This window comes from Leclercia sp. LSNIH8, from assembly GCF_002920195.1.
GTDB lineage: Bacteria > Pseudomonadota > Gammaproteobacteria > Enterobacterales > Enterobacteriaceae > Enterobacter.
This window is the reverse complement of record NZ_PQJY01000002.1, coordinates 566,742-583,587: the sequence shown is the minus strand read 5'-3', so window position 1 is coordinate 583,587 and position 16,846 is coordinate 566,742. Positions and strand designations below refer to the sequence as shown.

Here is a 16,846-nt window from a genome sequence, read left to right as displayed (position 1 = left end):
TGACGATCCACCGACCAGGAAGTTACTCCCCTTTGCAGGTAACAAAATATGTCAGGCCACTGGTTTCGTCAATGGCCCGCACGAATTCATTACACAGCTTTACGCGGTAACTTCTGCGTTAAGGCCGTCAGCCGGGAAAACCACCCCTGTCTGGCGACGGATCTCGGTTTGCAGCTTCGCCGTGGTACGGCTCACCGCAAGGCCCGGATGGTTAACTTCCTGGGTTTCGACCAGACGCGCGAACACCTCTGCCTCATACAGCATAGTGTTGATATGCTGAGGCTGCGTCAGTTCCTGAGGCTTGCCGCCGCGCGGGACGTAGCTCAGCTTCTGGCACTCAGAGATCTTCTCGATCACCAGCGCGCCGTTCTCGCCCTGGATCTCGCTTGGCAGCACCGAGTCACTCACCTTGGAGTGCTGCAGCGTGACGCTGAAATCGCCGTAGTCCAGCACCACCAGACCGTGGGCATCCACGCCGCTTTCCAGCAGGCTGGCGGTCGCCTGCACCCGGTGCGGCTCGCCCCACAGCGCCACCGCCGAGGCCAGGCAGTAGAAACCGATATCCATAATCGAGCCGTTGGAGAACTGCGGATTAAAGGTGTTCGGATTCTCGCCGTCCAGGTAGCGCTGGTAGCGCGACGAGTACTGGCAGTAGTTAATAAAGGCTTTGCGGATGCGGCCCACTTTCGACAGCGACTGCTGCAGCAGCAGGAAATTCGGCAGGCTGGCGGTTTTGAAGGCTTCAAACAGCACCACCTGGTTTTCTCGCGCAAGGGCAATGGCGGCTTCAACCTCATCGATATTTGAGGCCAGCGGCTTCTCGCAAATCACATGTTTTTTATGGCTGAGGAACAGCTTCGTCTGCGGGAAGTGCAGAGAGTTGGGGCTGGCAATATAAACCGCGTCAATCGCATCGCTTTGCGCCATCTCCTCCAGCGAGGTAAAGAGATGCTCGACGAGGTAGTCGTTCGCAAAGGTCTGGGCCTGTTCAAGGCTGCGGGAATAGACTGCGGTAAGTTTATATTTGCCGGTCTCATGGGCGGCATCGACGAACTGACGGGTGATCCAGTTCGTCCCAATGACTGCGAAACGTATCATAAACGTTTACGTACTCCGTAGCAGGGAACCTTTAGCCACTGTAGCACGTCATCATGACAAATCGCGTGCGCTAAACCGCATTACTCTTTAACGATAGATGCGTCAGCCACAGCCGGGTATCAAACTCCAGCTGGTGGTACTGCGGCTCCATGTGGCAGCAGAGGGAATAGAACGCTTTATCGTGTTCTTTCTCTTTCAGGTGCGCCAGCTCATGCACCACGATCATGCGCAAGAAGGCTTCTGGCGCGTTGCGAAACACGGTCGCCACGCGGATTTCGGCTTTGGCCTTCAGCTTGCCGCCCTGCACGCGGGAGATGGCGGTATGCAGACCCAGCGCGTTCTTCAGGACGTGGATCTTATTGTCGTACATCACCTTATTGATCGGCGGGGCGCTCTTCAGGTAACGGCTTTTGAGATCCTGCGTATACTGCCAGAGTGCTTTATCGGTGGCGACATCGTGGGTGCCCGGATAGCGTTTTTCCAGCACCGCGCCCAGCTTCTGCTCGGCAATCAGGCTACGAACCTGAGAAAGTAAATGCTCCGGGTAGCCCTGGAGATAAGGAAGTTGGTTCATCAAAAACCCACATCAGTGTGAAAACGGGTATACTCACGCACCCTTTTCAGGGATAACGCCGAAATTTTACCACTCAGGAGGGCCGATGAGCCACTTAGACAACGGTTTCCGTTCACTCGACTTAAAACGTTTCCCGGAAACGGACGACGTTAACCCGCTGCAGGCGTGGGAAGCGGCGGATGACTATCTGCTGCAACAGTTGGATGAGACCGAAATCAGCGGCCCGGTTCTGATCCTGAATGATGCTTTCGGCGCCCTGGCTTGCGCCCTGGCCGAACACACTCCTTACAGCATCGGTGATTCGTACATAAGCGAGCTGGCGACGCGGGAAAACCTGCGTCACAACGACATCGACGAAGGCAGCGTAAAATTCCTCGACAGCACGGCGGATTACCCGCAGGCCCCGGGCGTGGTGCTGATCAAAGTGCCTAAAACGATGGCGTTGCTGGAGCAGCAGCTGCGCGCGCTGCGCAAGGTGGTGACGCCAGAGACGCGCATTATCGCCGGTGCTAAAGCGCGTGATATCCATACTTCTACGCTGGAACTGTTCGAGAAAGTGCTGGGGCCTACCACCACTACGCTTGCCTGGAAAAAAGCGCGCCTCATCAACTGTACCTTTAGCGCACCGGAACTGGCCGACGCACCAGAAACCCTGAGCTGGAAGCTGGAAGGCACCGACTGGACCATCCACAACCACGCCAACGTCTTCTCCCGTACCGGGCTGGATATCGGGGCGCGTTTCTTTATCGAGCATTTGCCGGAAAATCTGGAAGGGGAGATCGTCGATCTCGGCTGCGGTAACGGGGTGATCGGCCTGACGTTGCTGGCGAAGAACCCGGAGGCCAGCGTGGTCTTCAGCGACGAATCGCCGATGGCGGTGGCCTCCAGCCGTCTCAACGTGGAGACCAATATGCCAGAGGCGCTGGATCGCTGCGAGTTTATGATCAACAACGCGCTCTCAGGCGTGGAGCCGTTCCGCTTCAACGCCGTGTTCTGCAACCCGCCGTTCCATCAGAAGCACGCCCTGACCGATAATGTCGCTTGGGAGATGTTCCACCACGCGCGCCGCTGCCTGAAAATCAACGGTGAGCTGTATATCGTCGCCAACCGCCACCTGGACTACTTCCACAAGCTGAAGAAGATCTTCGGTAACTGCACCACCATTGCGACGAACAACAAGTTCGTGGTGCTGAAAGCGGTCAAGTTAGGTCGTCGTCGTTAAGATTGTTTTGCCCGGTGGCGCTACGCTTACCGGGCCTACAACGGCACCGAACCCGTAGGACGGTGCAAGCGTAGCGCCGCCCGGCAATGCCTAGATCTCCAGTGCCAGCTTCGTCCCCTGGGCAATCGCCCGCCGGGCATCCAGCTCCATCGCCACATCACACCCGCCAATCAGATGCACCGTTCTGCCCGCCTCGCGCAGCGGCTCGGCCAGATCGCGCTTCGGCTCCTGACCGGCACACAAAATCACATGATCGACAGGCAGCAACTGCGGTTCACCGCCGATCAACACATGCAGCCCGTCGTCGTCGATCTTCTGATAACTCACCGCCGGGATCATCTTCACGCCGCGGGCGAGGAGGGTGGCGCGATGGATCCAGCCGGTGGTTTTCCCCAGCCCTTCGCCAGGTTTGCTGGCCTTGCGTTGCAGCATCACAATCTGGCGCGGGCTTTTTGGCAGCTGTGGCCCTTCCGGACGCAAGCCCCCCACCTGATTCAGGCTGGTGTCGATGCCCCATTCTGCGCAGAATTCCGTGATATTCTGGCTGGTGGCCTCGCCCGTCTGGCTCAGATACATGGCGGTATCAAAGCCGATCCCGCCGCAGCCGATAATTGCCACCCGATCCCCCACCGGCGCTTTGTCGCGTAGCACCTCGAGGTAGCTCAGCACTTTCGGATGATCGATGCCCTCGATCGCAGGCAGACGCGGGGCGATCCCGCTGGCGAGGATCGTTTCGTCAAAGTCGGCGAGATCGTCCGCGGTCACCCATTGGTTGAGCCGCAGATCCACGCCGGTAACCTCGATCATCCGGCGGTAGTAGCGCAGCGTCTCATAGAACTCCTCTTTGCCGGGGATCTGCTTGGCGATATTAAACTGCCCGCCAATCTCAGCGGCGGCATCAAACAGCGTGACGCTGTGCCCGCGCGAGGCAGCATTCACCGCAAATGCCAGCCCCGCCGGGCCTGCGCCCACCACCGCCAGCCGCTTTTTGTTGATGGCCGGCACGATGGGCATGCGGGTTTCGTGACAGGCGCGCGGGTTCACCAGGCAGGAGGTGACTTTGCCGACGAAGATCTGATCCAGACAGGCCTGGTTGCAGCCGATACAGGTGTTGATCTCATCCGCACGGCCGCTTTGCGCTTTGGAGAGGATCTCCGCATCGGCGAGGAAGGGCCGCGCCATCGACACCATATCGGCATCGCCATTCGCCAGCAGATCGTCTGCGACTTGCGGATCGTTAATGCGGTTGGTGGTCACCAGCGGGATCGACACTTTGCCTTTCAGCCTGCGGGTCACCCAGCTAAACGCCGCGCGCGGCACCGGGGTGGCGATGGTCGGAATGCGTGCTTCATGCCAGCCGATCCCGGTGTTGATGATGGTCGCGCCCGCCGCTTCTATGGCCTGCGCCAGCTGGACGGTTTCATCGAAGGTGCCGCCGCCCTCCACCAGATCCAGCATCGACAGGCGGAAGATAATAATAAAGTCGCTTCCGGCGCGCTCACGGACGGCGCGTACCACATCCACGGCAAAGCGCATCCGGCGGGCATAGTCGCCGCCCCATTCGTCCTCGCGCTGATTGGTGCGTGCGGCGAGAAATTCGTTAATCAGATAGCCTTCGGAGCCCATCACCTCCACGCCGTCGTAACCCGCCTCGCGCGCCAGCGCCGCACAGCGGGCGAAGTCATCGATCAGGGTCAGGATCTCGTCGTGGGTCAGCGCTTGCGGCTTAAAGCGGTTGATCGGAGCCTGGATCGCCGACGGGGCCACCGGGTTTGGCTGATAGCTGTAGCGCCCGGTATGCAGAATTTGCAGGGCGATTTTACCGCCTTCCTGGTGGACGGCATCGGTCACGATTCGGTGATGGGGCAGCTGTGCCGCATCGTTCAGCACCGCGCCGCCCTCCATCGCCACCCCGGATGGCGCAGGGGCCACACCGCCAGTGACGATGAGCGCCACCCCGTGACGGGCACGCTCGGCATAGAAGGCAGCCAGCCGCTCAGCACCGTCCGGCCGCTCCTCCAGCCCGGTATGCATCGAGCCCATTAACACGCGGTTTTTCAGGGTGGTGAAGCCCAGATCGAGGGGGGCGAATAGCGACGGGTAACGGCTCATAGTCTCTTCCAGTGTAAAATTATTGTTATGTGGTCGGATGAGTTACTAATTTAGCCAGCGGCAGAAGAAAGGTAAAAGCGGAATCGAATGATTGTGATAGATCTCAAAGAACTTCCCCGGTGGCGCTGCGCTTACCGGGGCTACAAAACCGTAGACCGGATAAGCGCAGCGCCATCCGGCGTTTTTTACGGCGCCGTTGCGCGCACCAGCCCCGGTGCCTGCCACATCGACGTTGTCAGCCCGCTGTCCACCAGCCCGAGCTGGTCGGCATAGACCGCCTGCCACTTCTGCATCATGCCGTCGTACAGCTCCCGGTGCGCCGGATTGGGGGTGAACTCCCGGCTCCATTTCACCAGCGACTCGCCCGTGGCAGCCATATCACCATACAGCCCGGCGCCGCTCCCGGCGGCGATGGCGCAGCCCAGCGCGGTGGCTTCTTTCACCTCCGGCACCCGCACCGGCAGGCCGGTAACGTCGCTTAAGATCTGGCTCCACAGCGCTCCTTTCGCGCCGCCGCCAGCAAACACCAGGCTGTCAAAGGTGACGCCGGAGAACTGCGAAATCTGCGCCAGGTTACAGGCGGAGACAATCGCCGCATTCTCCTCCAGGGCGCGGAACAGGGTAGCCTTATTGCATTTTTCGGGGTCGATGGAGAGGTTAATAAACGACGGCGCAGCGTGATACCACTGCTTAAAGTGCATGGCGTCGGAGAAGATCGGCATCACCCCGTGAGAGCCCGCCGGTACCCGGCTGGCCATCTCCTCCATCAGGGCGTAGGTGTCCATCCCCATGCGTTCGGCAATCAGCTTCTCTTCGGCGCAGAAGGCGTCGCGGAACCAGCGCATGGTCAGCCCGGTGAAGAAGCTGATCGACTCCGCCTGGGCCATACCCGGAATGACGTGCGGATTCACGCGGATGTTCATCTGCGGATCGGTGCGCACCTGCGGCAGGTTGACCACCTGCTGCCAGAAGGTGCCGCCCAGCACCGCGGTTTGCCCGGCGCGGACTACCCCCAGGCCCAGACAGCCCAGCTGCACATCGCCGCCGCCCATCACCACCGGCGTGCCTTCCCGCAGGCCCGACTGCTGCGCCGCCTCCCGGGTGACGGCGCCCAGCACGGTGCCCGTCTCTTTGACCGGCGAAAGGATATCGGCCCGCAGCCCGGCCATGTCCAGCAGCGCTGGCCGCCAGTCGCGGGAGAACAAATCCAGCATGCCGGTAGTACCCGCGTTGGACGGGTCAACCGCCAGCTCGCCGGAGAGCTTCGCCGCCAGCCAGTCGCTGATCATGGTGATGGTCGCCGCGTTGCGATAAATATCCGGGCGATGGTGCGCCAGCCAGAGCAGGCGCGGCATGGCGCTCAGGGCCAGGGTCTGGCCGGAGACGTCATACACTTCGGATTCAAAGCGGTAATCGTGGATCTCTTTGAGTTCAGCCACTTCGCGGCTGGCGCGGGCATCGACGTTGGCGCAGGCCCAGATGGCGTCGCCGTTGCGGTCGTAGAGGACAATCCCCTCGCGCATTGAGCAGCAGGCGACGGACTGGATATCCGCCGCGCTCAGGTGCGCCCGCTCCAGCGCCTGGTGAATACACTGGCAGGCCAGCCGCCAGTTGGTGTCGAGGTCGAACTCCATCGAGCCGGGGACGTTCTCCACGCTCAGGTGTTTCCATTCGGCCTGGCCGACGGCTATCTGGTTGCCCTGGAGATCAAACACCACGGCGCGAACGCTGCCTGTCCCTGCATCTAACGCTAAAAGGTAACTCATGAGCTTGCCTCGTGTCAGGCGCAGGGCGACTCTTATCCGGCCAGAGCCAGCACCGCGCGGGCTGTCGTCTCTTCCGTCACCAGGCCATTGATACGGCGACCCTTCAGTGCGGCATAAATCGCATCGGCTTTCTCTTCTCCTCCGGCGACGCCAACGATGGTGGGCAACTGCGCCAGTTCATCGAGGGTGACGCCCAGTAATTCACGGTGGATCTCCAGATCCGATACCCGCTCTCCCTCGGCATTGAGGAAATAGCCCAGGATGTCGCCCACCGCCCCTTTGCGGGCAAACATCAGCTGTTCCCCTTCGCTGATGTAGCCGGAGCGCAAGATGGTGGCATCCCGGCGCTGGTTTACGGCGCCAATACCGACCACGGCGGCGTCGGCGGCGGTGGCGGCGAGGATCACATCCCGCACGCTGGTTTCCCGCTTCAGGATCCCGGCCACTTCTGCGGAGGAGACCCGCAGCGGGGCGGGGATCATGCTGACGCTGCAGGCGGCATCCAGCTGACCAATGCCGGTCATATAGGGCCCGACGCCGCCGGAGAGGGTCACCAGCCGCACCTGCTGGGAGCTGATAAAGCCGCTTAAGTGCTGAATGCAGCTCATGGTGGTTTCACCAAATCCCACCGCCAGCAGTTGCCCCGGCTCCAGCACGCCCATTAACGACTGCGCGGCGCCAATCCCTAAGCGCACGCTCATCGCCGGGGTATTCAGAGCGGGCAGGACACGCACCAGCTTCAGGCCGAAACGCTGCTGGAGCGCGGTCTCCAGCGCCAGACACCCTTCGTAGCGGGAGTTGATCTGCACGCGGATCACCCCCGACTGTCGACCCTTTTCCAGCAGCCGCGAAATCTTGAGCCGCGGTAAACCCAGCCGCTCGCCGATATCGTTCTGCGTCAGGCCGTCGTGGTAGTAGCACCACGCCACGCGCGCCACCAGTTCCTCTTCCGTCAGTGCCAGTCCGGCAAATCGTCCCTCTTCGGCAACGCGTTTCTCAGCCATATTTGAACTCTTATCAAAATTTAGATCATATGTTCGCTTTGCCGCAGCTTGAATCTGTGAGCCACACGGCAAAACGGATATTCCGGAATGTTTCAGCATTATCGGGATCATATCCATAAAACTGTGATCCCTGCACGGTTGTAAATATAGTTCACCGTCTACGCTTTTGAACATTATTAATTTCAAAAATCATTTGTTCAATAGCGGAGCGATAATGAGAGCACTGATTGAGGCGCGCGGGATCCAGAAGCAGTTCTCCGGCGTTCCAGTATTGAAAAACATTGATTTCACTCTGCTTGCCGGTCAGGTACACGCCCTGATGGGGGGCAACGGCGCCGGGAAATCGACCCTGATGAAGATTGTTGCCGGGGTCGAAACGCCCGACCGCGGTGAACTTTCTATTGAGGGCCAGCCTTTTGCTCGCCTCAAACCGGGCCAGGCCCACCAGCTCGGCATCTATCTTGTACCCCAGGAGCCGATGTTGTTTCCGAACCTCAGCGTGCGGGAAAACATTCTCTTCCGCCTGCCGCGCGGGCAGGCCACCGCCCAGCGCCTTGGGGATAAGCTGGAGCAGCTCCAGTGCCAGCTTAATTTAGACGCTGCCGCCAGCACTCTGGAGGTGGCGGATCAGCAGATGGTGGAGATCCTGCGCGGGCTGATGCGCGAGGCGAAGATCCTCATCCTTGATGAACCCACCGCCTCGCTGACGCCGGGCGAAACGGAGCGCCTGTTCCGCCAGATCCGCGCGCTTCAGGGGACGGGGGTCGGTATCGTCTTTATCTCTCACAAGCTGCCCGAAATTCGTCAGCTCGCCAGCCATGTCTCGGTGATGCGTGACGGGGCGATCGTGCTGAGCGGCGAAACCGCGCAGTTTGACGATAACGCGCTCATCGCCGCCATGACGCCGGTCAGCCGCGAGCAGGGCCTGAGCGACACGCAAAAGCTGTGGCTGGCGCTGCCGGGCAATCGCCGCACCCAGGCGCAGGATTTTCCGGTGCTGCGGGTGGAGACGCTTACCGGGGAGGGCTTTATCGATCTCAGTCTGGAGATCTACGCCGGGGAGATCGTCGGCCTGGCGGGATTAGTAGGCTCGGGGCGCACCGAATTTGCTGAAACGCTCTACGGCCTGCGCCCGTCGCGGGGCGGGAGGATCTGGCTCGAAAACCAGCAGATCGACCGCGATCCGGTCAGCGCCCGGCTGGAGAAAGGGCTGGTCTATCTCCCGGAAGACCGGCAGGTCTCCGGCCTGTTTCTCGATGCGCCGGTACGCTGGAATACGGTGGCGCTGAACGAACCTTCCCTCTGGCAGCAGCGCAAACGCGAGGCGGCGGTGGTGGAGCGCTATCACCGGGCGCTGGGGATCAAACTCAACAGCCCGGATCAGACCGTGCGCACCCTGTCGGGCGGCAATCAGCAGAAGGTGCTGCTGGCCCGCTGCCTGGAGGCCAATCCGCTGCTGCTGATCGTCGATGAGCCGACCCGCGGCGTGGACGTCTCGGCCCGGGCCGATATTTATCAGCTAATCAAAAGCGTGGCGGCGCAAAACGTGGCGGTGCTGATGATCTCCAGCGACATGGATGAGTTTCCCGGCCTGGCGGATCGGGTGCTGGTGATGCACCAGGGGGTGCTCAGCGGGGAACTGCCGCGCCACGCCGTCAGCCTCGATCGCATGATGTCCCTGGCCTTCGGAGGGCAGGCATGAAAACACTCCTGAAAAACCGCGAGCTCAGCGCCCTGCTGGCGATCCTCGCCCTGTTTGTGGTGCTGGTGGCCCTTAACCCGGCCTATCTCAGTTTGCAGACCCTGGGGATGATCTTCGCCAGTTCGCAAATCCTGATCCTGCTGGCCCTCGGCGCCGGGCTGGTGATGCTGACCCGCAATATCGACGTGTCGGTTGGATCGATTGTCGGGCTGTGTGCCATTGCTGTGGGGGTGGCGCTGAACAACGGCTACGGCCTGCCGGTGGCGATCCTCTTTGCGCTGGCGATCGGGGCGCTGGCGGGGGCCTTCAACGGCCTGCTGGTGGTGGGGCTGCGCATTCCGGCGATTGTCGCCACCCTCGGCACGCTGGGGCTGTGGCGCGGGGTGATGCTGCTCTGGACCGGCGGGAAGTGGATTGAAGGGCTGCCGGTGAGCCTGAAATCCCTGTCAGAGCCGGTGGCGCTTGGGGTATCGCCCCTGGGGATCGTAGTGCTGATTATCGCCGCTCTCGGGACCTGGACGCTGTCGCGCACCGCCTTCGGCCGGGATTTTTACGCCGTGGGGGATAACCTCGCCGCCGCCCGCCAGCTCGGGGTGGCGGTCAACCGCACCCGGATGGCGGCCTTCACGATTAACGGCGTACTGGCCGCCTGCGCCGGGATCGTCTTTGCCGCGCAGATCGGTTTTGTCCCTAACCAGACCGGCAGCGGGCTGGAGATGAAAGCCATCGCCGCCTGCGTGCTGGGGGGCATCTCCCTGCTCGGCGGCACCGGAACCTTAATTGGCGCCCTGCTGGGGGCCTTCTTCCTGACCCAGATCGACACCGTGCTGGTGCTGTTCCGCCTCCCGGCCTGGTGGAATGACTTTATCGCTGGCCTGGTGCTGTTGGGGGTGCTGGTACTCGACGGACGGCTGCGCCAGGCGCTGGCGCGTCATCAGCGGGCGCTGAAGTACAGCCGTTTTCAACCGGGCAATAAAGGGGGGAAGCACGTCACCCCGTTTCGCAAACGCAACAAAGAGGTGGCGTAGATGAAGCTTAACTGGGAGTGGGCGCTGCTGCTGTTACTGGTGCTGGAGATCCTGCTGTTTGGCACCCTCAATCCGCGGATGCTCGACATCAATATGCTGCTGTTCAGCACCAGCGATTTTATCTGCATCGGCATCGTGGCGCTGCCGCTGACGCTGGTGATCATCAGCGGCGGGATAGACATCTCCCTCGGCTCCACCATCGGCCTGTGCGCCATCGCTCTGGGGGTGATGATGCAGTCCGGCGTACCGATGGCGGCGGCGATCCCGCTCACCCTGCTGCTCGGGCTGCTGTGTGGTCTGTTCAACGCTTTGCTTATCCACTACACCGGCATCAGCCCGCTGGTGATCACCCTCGGCACACTCTACCTCTACGGCGGCGGGGCGCTGCTGCTCTCGGGCATGGCCGGGGCTACCGGCTACGAAGGCATTGGCGGCTTCCCGGAGAGCTTCACCGCCTTCGCCAACCTCACGGTTATCGGGCTGCCGATCCCGCTGGTGCTGTTCGCGATCATCACCTTTATCTTCTGGCTGATTACCCATCGCGGGCGCTTTGGCCGCCATCTGTTTCTGATTGGGCAGAATCCGCGCGCGGCGCGCTATGCGGCGCTGTCGGTTAACGGCATGCCCTACGCGCTCTATGGCCTGGTGGGGGTGGCGTCGGCGATTGCCGCCCTGGTGATGGTCTCCTATTTCGGCTCGGCGCGCTCTGATTTAGGGCGCGACCTGCTGATGCCCGCGCTCACCGCGGCGGTGCTGGGCGGGGCGAATATCTATGGTGGTTCAGGTTCGGTACTGGGTACTGCGCTGGCGGCATTGCTGGTGGGGTATCTGCAACAGGGGTTACAGATGGTCGGCATCCCCAACCAGGTGTCGAGCGCGCTGTCAGGGGCGCTGTTGGTTGTGGTGGTGATGGGACGTTCACTGAGTCTGCACCGTGAGTGGGTGCGATCTCTCTTCACAAAACTACCCGGAGCGTAAGATGAAAATAAAACTGATGGTGCTGGCCGTAGCGTTAAGCGTTGCCTCGGCGCAGGCCGCCGACCGTATTGCGTTTATCCCGAAACTGGTGGGGGTCGGCTTCTTTACCAGCGGCGGCAACGGGGCGAAAGAGGCGGGTAAAGCGCTGGGCACGGACGTTACCTACGATGGCCCCACCGAGCCGAGCGTCTCGGGGCAGGTGCAGCTGATCAATAACTTCGTCAACCAGGGCTATAACGCCATTATCGTCTCCGCCGTGTCGCCGGATGGCCTCTGCCCGGCGCTGAAGCGCGCCATGCAGCGCGGAGTGAAAGTGCTGACCTGGGATTCCGACACCAAACCGGAGTGCCGCAGCATCTACATCAACCAGGGGACGCCGGAACAGCTCGGTGGCCTGCTGGTGGAGATGGCCTCGAAGCAGGTGACCAAACCGGATGCCAAAGTGGCCTTCTTCTACTCCAGCCCCACCGTCACCGACCAGAACCAGTGGGTGAACGCGGCGAAAGCCAAAATCGCCAAAGATCATCCCCAGTGGCAGATCGTCACCACCCAGTTTGGCTATAACGATGCCACCAAATCCTTGCAGACCGCCGAGGGGATCTTAAAAGCCTACCCGGACCTGGATGCGATCATCGCCCCGGATGCCAACGCCCTGCCGGCGGCAGCCCAGGCAGCGGAAAACCTGAAGCGGGAAGGGGTGGCGATCGTCGGCTTCAGCACGCCGAACGTTATGCGTCCGTACGTGGAGCGCGGCACGGTGAAAGCCTTCGGCCTGTGGGATGTGGTGCAGCAGGGCAAAATTGCGGTCAATGTCGCCGATCGTTTGTTGAAAAAAGGCGATCTTAACGTCGGCGACAGCGTGGAGATCAAAGATATCGGCAATCTCAAGGTCGAGCCGAACAGCGTGCAGGGCTATCAGTATGAAGCGAAAGGCAACGGCATTGTGCTGCTGCCGGAGCGGGTGGTGTTCACCAAAGAGAACATCAACAACTACGACTTCTGACGGGAGAGAACATGGCTGATTTAGACGACATCAAAGAGGGCAAGAACTTTGGCATCGACCGGCCGCAGCAGAATGTGCCTTTTACCCTGAAGGGGTGTGGGGCGCTGGACTGGGGGATGCAGTCCCGCATGGCGCGCATTTTTAACCCCACCAGCAACCGCACGGTGATGCTGGCCTTCGATCATGGCTATTTCCAGGGGCCGACTACCGGGCTGGAGCGCATCGATCTCTCCATTGCCCCGCTGTTTGCCGAAACCGATGTGCTGATGTGTACCCGCGGCATTCTCAGAAGCACCGTGCCGCCCGCCACCAACAAGCCGGTGGTGCTGCGCGCCTCCGGGGGCAACTCGATGCTGGGTGAACTCTCTAACGAGTGCGTGGCGGTGGCGATGGAGGATGCCCTGCGCCTCAACGTCTGCGCGGTGGCGGCGCAGGTCTATATCGGCAGTGAGTATGAGCATCAGTCGATCAACAACATCATCAAACTGGTGGATGCGGGCAACCGCTACGGTATGCCGACCCTGGCGGTGACCGGTGTGGGTAAGGAAATGGCCCGTGACGCGCGCTATTTCTCGCTGGCCAGCCGTATTGCCGCCGAGATGGGAGCGCAGTTCGTTAAAACCTATTTTGTGGAAGAGGGATTCGAGAAAGTGACCGCCAGCTGCCCGGTGCCGATTGTTATCGCCGGGGGCAAAAAGCTGCCGGAGCACGAGGCGCTGGAGATGTGCTTCCGCGCCATCGATCAGGGCGCGTCGGGTGTCGATATGGGACGCAATATCTTCCAGTCCAGCGCGCCGCTGGCGATGCTGAAGGCAGTTAAGAAGGTGGTGCACGAGAAGATGAGCGCCCGCGAGGCGTATCAGTTCTGGCAGGAGGAAAAACAAGGAGAAACACAATGAACGTGACCTTAGTGGAAATCAATATTAAGCCGGACAAGGTGGACGAGTTTCTGGAGGTGTTTCGCGCCAACCATGAAGGGGCGATCCAGGAGCCGGGCAACCTGCGGTTCGACGTTTTGCAGGATCCGCGGGTAAAAACCCGGTTCTTTATCTACGAGGCTTACAAGGATGAGGAGGCGGTGCAGGCGCATAAGCAGACCCCGCATTATCTGGCCTGCGTGGAAAAGCTTGAAGAGCTGATGTCGGAGCCGCGTAAAAAACGTTGTTTTGTTGGGTTGATGCCAGAGTAAAAATCGCCCGGTGGCGCTGCGCTTACCGGGCCTACAACGGTTCAAACGGTGCGGGTTTTGTAGGCCGGGCAAGCGCAGCGCCGCCCGGCGTTTTTCAGGTCAGCTCCAGTAGCTGAACCCGCGCTGTTGCCCCCGGCATCAGCCGTTGCAGGTTGCTGACCAGCTCATCCCCGGCCGCTTCCAGCGCCGCTAACGGCATGGCGGGCAGGCTTTCGAGAATAAACCACATGGTCTGCGCCTGGCTGTCCAGCCGGGTGCGTACTCCCTGTCGCCAGTTCCAGCGTCGGCAGGTCACTCCCACGTCGTCGCGCCAGATAACCTCGCCCACCTCGGGATATTCCATGCCCGGCTGACCCTCTTTAACGGTATCAAACGGCTCGCTGCCGTCGGCCAGCGTCAGCCGCGGAGCCCCGGTATAGGTGGCAAGATTTTCCCCGCCCACCGGGATGGCGTAGCGGATACTGACCGCATTGTAGATATCCACCACCGGATCGAGCGGCGGCAGAGTGCCCTCTTTCAGCACCCGCTTGCGCAGAGCGCTGGCGGAGCAGGGGGTGCGTTTCGGTTTGGCGCCAAAGGCTTTAAACACCTCATCCCAGGCGGCGAGATGGTCTCCGGCCCAGGGAAAATCATCGTTTAACACCTGCTGGCAGGCCTGAGCTAATGCGGCGGAGGCCACCTCCGGGGCGGTAACGGGCGCGGCTTCAGCCACGATGCTCAGCGCGCGGAACCCCGGCGCGATCCCGGCAAGACGCGGATCTATTGACGGCGTAAGGAGGGACATAAATAATCCTGTATCGACTGTTTTATACCATGGTAATGACCAGTGACTGATAAAGTCAATATAATGACCGAGAGCGGCGCAGACGTGGCCCAGGTAAGCCTGGCGGTCGCGAACCGTATCCGCAACTGGCGGAAAGAGAAAAAACTGTCGCTGGACGAGCTGTCGCGCCGCGCCAGCGTCAGCAAAGGGATGCTGGTGGAGATCGAAAAAGGGGCCGCCAACCCCAGCATTGCGATCCTCTGCAAGCTGGCGGCGGCGCTGGGCGTCTCGGTGGCGGAGATCGTTAACGTCGCCAGCGAGCCGCAGGTGCATATTATCGAGGAAGCGGCGATCCCGGTGCTCTGGCAGGGGGAGAAGGGCGGTAGCGCCCGGCTGCTGGCGGGGACGGCTGGCCCGGATATGATTGAACTCTGGCGCTGGGAGATGCAGCCGGGGGAGTGCTTTACCTCACCGGGGCATCCGGCGGGCACCTTTGAACTGCTCCACGTGGAAGCGGGAGTACTCACGTTGAAAGTGAAGGAGAGCGTGACGCAGGTGGTCGCTGGCGCGTCGGCGGTGGCAAAAACCGAAGCGGCGCACAGCTATGGGAACGAAGGGGCAAACGTGCTGCGGTTCACCATGACGGTGGCGGAGTTTCATCGGTAAAAAAACGCCCGGTGGCGCTGCGCTTACCGGGCCTACAAAAACCAAAGCCGTTGTAGGCCCGGCGTGTTTTACGCTTCAGCCACGCTCACCCGCAGCGCCGCCAGCGCCTTACGGGCTGCTTTCAGCACCTGCTCACACTGCTCAATGGTCAGCGTCAGCGGCGGTTCGATGCGAATGGTTTTCGAGTTGTTGAGCGTGCCTGCCACCAGCACCCGCTGGCGGAACATCTCGCTGGCGAAGCTGTAGCCGGTTTCGTTGTCGACAAACTCAATCGCCATCAGCATCCCTTTGCCGCGCGCCTCCTGGACCAGGTCCGGGTATTCACGCCCCAGCTGACGGAAACCATCCAGCAGCATGTCGCCTTTCTGCTCCGCCTGGGCGGGCAGGTTCTGCTCCAGCAGCACGTTGATGGTCGCCAGCGCCGCGGCACAGGCCAGCGGGTTACCGCCAAAGGTGGTGGTGTGCAGGAAAGGATTGTCGAACAGCACCGAGAAGACCTCTTCGGTGGCGACGGTCGCACCAATCGGCATCACGCCGCCGCCCAGCGCTTTGGCCAGGCACAGAATGTCCGGCTGCACGTTCTCGTGCTCGCAGGCAAACATCTTGCCGGTACGCCCCATGCCGGTCTGTACTTCATCCAGGATCAGCAGCGCGCCAAACTCATCGCACAGCTGACGCACCGCGGGCAGATAGCCCTGCGGAGGCAGGATCACCCCGCCTTCGCCCTGGATAGGTTCGAGGATCACCGCCGCCACATCATCGCCGGTTTTATGGCATTCCGACAACATGGTGCGCATGGCGTTGATGTCGCCGAACGGCACATGGCGGAAGCCCGGCAGCAGCGGCATAAACGGCTTACGGAAGGTGGATTTCGCGGTGGCAGAGAGGGCCCCGAGCGACTTGCCGTGGAAGGCCCCGCTGGTGGCGATAAAGGTGAACTTCCCGCGCGGCGACTGGTACGCTTTGGCGAGTTTGATCGCCGCTTCGACCGATTCCGTGCCGCTGTTACAGAAGAAGCTGTATTTCAGTTTCCCCGGCGTCAGTGCCGCCAGCGTTTTTGCCAGCATCGCCCGCAAAGGGTCAAGCAGTTCCTGGCTATGAAGGGGTTGTTTTGCAAGCTGATTTTGTACGGCGGAAACCACTACTGGATTACGGTGCCCCACGTTGAAAATACCAAATCCACCCAGGCAATCTATAAACTCCTGTCCCTGAGTGTCGACAAGCGTATTCAAACTTCCCGCCTGCCACTCTACGGCTCCGTAATCCCCGCCTGCCGTTACCGATTTCCTGTATTCGAGAAAACCTGGATTGACATGCTCTTTGAAGTAATCAATCACCTCGCGGTTAAGTTGTTTCATCTCCTCATGATCAAGCGTTCGCTTCTCAATGAGATTCAAGGCGTGCGCGGTACAGGCAAGGGCCGACGCGCTGGAAGGTAACCTGTTCAAGATGTGCTCCCGGGGATGGCGTATCACATGATACTGGATTAAGTATTGCAGGCTTTACGCCACATCCAGGGCCTTAACAAAAATCGGGATAAACGCCAGGTTAAAATAATGTTACACAATATTTAATCATGCAAAAGCGCAGCCTGGCCGCTGCGGCAGGGAATTTTCAGAAACAGAGATGCCCGATAGCAGTGCATTTGCTCTGTTTTAGGGCGGAAAGAGAACAGATACGGATCCTCCTTCAGGAGTAGTTTCTCTGCGAAACCATTAGATATCAATAAATTATAAAAACA

At 60.7% G+C, this 16,846-nt stretch carries 15 protein-coding genes; 8 read left to right on the top strand and 7 right to left on the bottom strand.

The features are described 5' to 3' along the window. Positions 1-99: 99 nt before the first annotated feature. Positions 100-1,098, bottom strand: coding sequence for a Gfo/Idh/MocA family protein (locus tag C3406_RS07725; RefSeq protein ID WP_103177119.1), 999 nt, complete (start codon positions 1,096-1,098; stop codon positions 100-102). A 70-nt stretch (positions 1,099-1,168) separates the two neighbouring features. Then, positions 1,169-1,672: a YgjP-like metallopeptidase domain-containing protein gene (locus C3406_RS07720; protein ID WP_103824884.1), complete on the bottom strand. Its 504-nt coding sequence runs from the start codon at positions 1,670-1,672 to the stop codon at positions 1,169-1,171. An 85-nt stretch (positions 1,673-1,757) separates the two neighbouring features. Between C3406_RS07720 and rlmG the strand changes: the two genes are divergently transcribed. After that, complete coding sequence (rlmG, locus tag C3406_RS07715; RefSeq protein ID WP_103824883.1) at positions 1,758-2,894, top strand: 23S rRNA (guanine(1835)-N(2))-methyltransferase RlmG; 1,137 nt, start codon at positions 1,758-1,760, stop codon at positions 2,892-2,894. Between the two features lie 90 nt (positions 2,895-2,984). On the opposite strand, the gene C3406_RS07710 is transcribed toward rlmG, so the two are convergent. The 3 genes from C3406_RS07710 to lsrR all read right to left on the bottom strand — a co-directional run bounded on the left by C3406_RS07710 (position 2,985) and on the right by lsrR (position 7,776). Beyond that, the gene (locus C3406_RS07710; RefSeq protein ID WP_103824882.1) at positions 2,985-5,006 is read right to left on the bottom strand and encodes an NADPH-dependent 2,4-dienoyl-CoA reductase; all 2,022 of its coding nucleotides are present in this window, start codon (positions 5,004-5,006) and stop codon (positions 2,985-2,987) included. A 185-nt stretch (positions 5,007-5,191) separates the two neighbouring features. Next, entirely contained in the window at positions 5,192-6,772 is a 1,581-nt protein-coding gene (gene lsrK, locus C3406_RS07700) for an autoinducer-2 kinase (protein ID WP_103824880.1), read from the bottom strand. Positions 6,773-6,804: 32 nt separating this feature from the next. Further along, complete coding sequence (gene lsrR, locus C3406_RS07695) at positions 6,805-7,776, bottom strand: transcriptional regulator LsrR (protein ID WP_103177114.1); 972 nt, start codon at positions 7,774-7,776, stop codon at positions 6,805-6,807. Positions 7,777-7,990: 214 nt separating this feature from the next. Between lsrR and lsrA the strand changes: the two genes are divergently transcribed. The 6 genes from lsrA to lsrG are packed head-to-tail and all read left to right on the top strand — an operon-like array spanning position 7,991 to position 13,676. Beyond that, entirely contained in the window at positions 7,991-9,478 is a 1,488-nt protein-coding gene (gene lsrA / locus C3406_RS07690) for an autoinducer 2 ABC transporter ATP-binding protein LsrA (RefSeq protein ID WP_103824879.1), read from the top strand. Further along, positions 9,475-10,506, top strand: coding sequence for an autoinducer 2 ABC transporter permease LsrC (gene lsrC / locus C3406_RS07685; RefSeq protein WP_103824878.1), 1,032 nt, complete (start codon positions 9,475-9,477; stop codon positions 10,504-10,506). Before lsrA ends, lsrC begins: the two co-directional genes overlap by 4 nt. Beyond that, positions 10,507-11,484, top strand: a complete 978-nt coding sequence (lsrD, locus tag C3406_RS07680; RefSeq protein ID WP_103824877.1) for an autoinducer 2 ABC transporter permease LsrD — start codon at positions 10,507-10,509, stop codon at positions 11,482-11,484. It begins immediately after the preceding gene. A gap of 1 nt (position 11,485) precedes the next feature. Next, the gene (gene lsrB / locus C3406_RS07675; protein ID WP_103824876.1) at positions 11,486-12,487 is read left to right on the top strand and encodes an autoinducer 2 ABC transporter substrate-binding protein LsrB; all 1,002 of its coding nucleotides are present in this window, start codon (positions 11,486-11,488) and stop codon (positions 12,485-12,487) included. An 11-nt stretch (positions 12,488-12,498) separates the two neighbouring features. Then, positions 12,499-13,386: a 3-hydroxy-5-phosphonooxypentane-2,4-dione thiolase gene (gene lsrF / locus C3406_RS07670; protein ID WP_103824875.1), complete on the top strand. Its 888-nt coding sequence runs from the start codon at positions 12,499-12,501 to the stop codon at positions 13,384-13,386. Next, positions 13,383-13,676, top strand: a complete 294-nt coding sequence (lsrG, locus tag C3406_RS07665) for a (4S)-4-hydroxy-5-phosphonooxypentane-2,3-dione isomerase (RefSeq protein ID WP_103824874.1) — start codon at positions 13,383-13,385, stop codon at positions 13,674-13,676. Before lsrF ends, lsrG begins: the two co-directional genes overlap by 4 nt. Before the next feature lie 94 nt (positions 13,677-13,770). Here the strand turns inward: lsrG and C3406_RS07660 are convergent, their stop codons facing one another. Continuing rightward, positions 13,771-14,460 carry a B3/B4 domain-containing protein gene (locus C3406_RS07660; protein WP_103824873.1) on the bottom strand — a complete coding sequence of 230 codons (690 nt, stop codon included), beginning with the start codon at positions 14,458-14,460 and terminating at the stop codon, positions 13,771-13,773. Positions 14,461-14,523: 63 nt separating this feature from the next. Between C3406_RS07660 and C3406_RS07655 the strand changes: the two genes are divergently transcribed. Then, positions 14,524-15,105, top strand: coding sequence for a helix-turn-helix domain-containing protein (locus tag C3406_RS07655; protein ID WP_476629930.1), 582 nt, complete (start codon positions 14,524-14,526; stop codon positions 15,103-15,105). Between the two features lie 68 nt (positions 15,106-15,173). Here C3406_RS07655 and ygjG read toward each other — a convergent pair whose 3' ends face one another. Then, positions 15,174-16,553, bottom strand: coding sequence for a putrescine aminotransferase (ygjG, locus tag C3406_RS07650; protein ID WP_199182749.1), 1,380 nt, complete (start codon positions 16,551-16,553; stop codon positions 15,174-15,176). Positions 16,554-16,846 lie beyond the last annotated feature (293 nt).

Excerpts from the sequence above, each read along its gene's own strand:
- C3406_RS07725 (WP_103177119.1), bottom strand. The coding sequence starts at position 1,098 with ATGATACGTTTCGCAGTCATTGGGACGAACTGGATCACCCGTCAGTTC.
- C3406_RS07720 (WP_103824884.1), bottom strand. The coding sequence starts at position 1,672 with ATGAACCAACTTCCTTATCTCCAGGGCTACCCGGAGCATTTACTTTCT.
- rlmG (WP_103824883.1), top strand. The coding sequence starts at position 1,758 with ATGAGCCACTTAGACAACGGTTTCCGTTCACTCGACTTAAAACGTTTC.
- C3406_RS07710 (WP_103824882.1), bottom strand. The coding sequence starts at position 5,006 with ATGAGCCGTTACCCGTCGCTATTCGCCCCCCTCGATCTGGGCTTCACC.
- lsrK (WP_103824880.1), bottom strand. The coding sequence starts at position 6,772 with ATGAGTTACCTTTTAGCGTTAGATGCAGGGACAGGCAGCGTTCGCGCC.
- lsrR (WP_103177114.1), bottom strand. The coding sequence starts at position 7,776 with ATGGCTGAGAAACGCGTTGCCGAAGAGGGACGATTTGCCGGACTGGCA.
- lsrA (WP_103824879.1), top strand. The coding sequence starts at position 7,991 with ATGAGAGCACTGATTGAGGCGCGCGGGATCCAGAAGCAGTTCTCCGGC.
- lsrC (WP_103824878.1), top strand. The coding sequence starts at position 9,475 with ATGAAAACACTCCTGAAAAACCGCGAGCTCAGCGCCCTGCTGGCGATC.
- lsrD (WP_103824877.1), top strand. The coding sequence starts at position 10,507 with ATGAAGCTTAACTGGGAGTGGGCGCTGCTGCTGTTACTGGTGCTGGAG.
- lsrB (WP_103824876.1), top strand. The coding sequence starts at position 11,486 with ATGAAAATAAAACTGATGGTGCTGGCCGTAGCGTTAAGCGTTGCCTCG.
- lsrF (WP_103824875.1), top strand. The coding sequence starts at position 12,499 with ATGGCTGATTTAGACGACATCAAAGAGGGCAAGAACTTTGGCATCGAC.
- lsrG (WP_103824874.1), top strand. The coding sequence starts at position 13,383 with ATGAACGTGACCTTAGTGGAAATCAATATTAAGCCGGACAAGGTGGAC.
- C3406_RS07660 (WP_103824873.1), bottom strand. The coding sequence starts at position 14,460 with ATGTCCCTCCTTACGCCGTCAATAGATCCGCGTCTTGCCGGGATCGCG.
- C3406_RS07655 (WP_476629930.1), top strand. The coding sequence starts at position 14,524 with ATGACCGAGAGCGGCGCAGACGTGGCCCAGGTAAGCCTGGCGGTCGCG.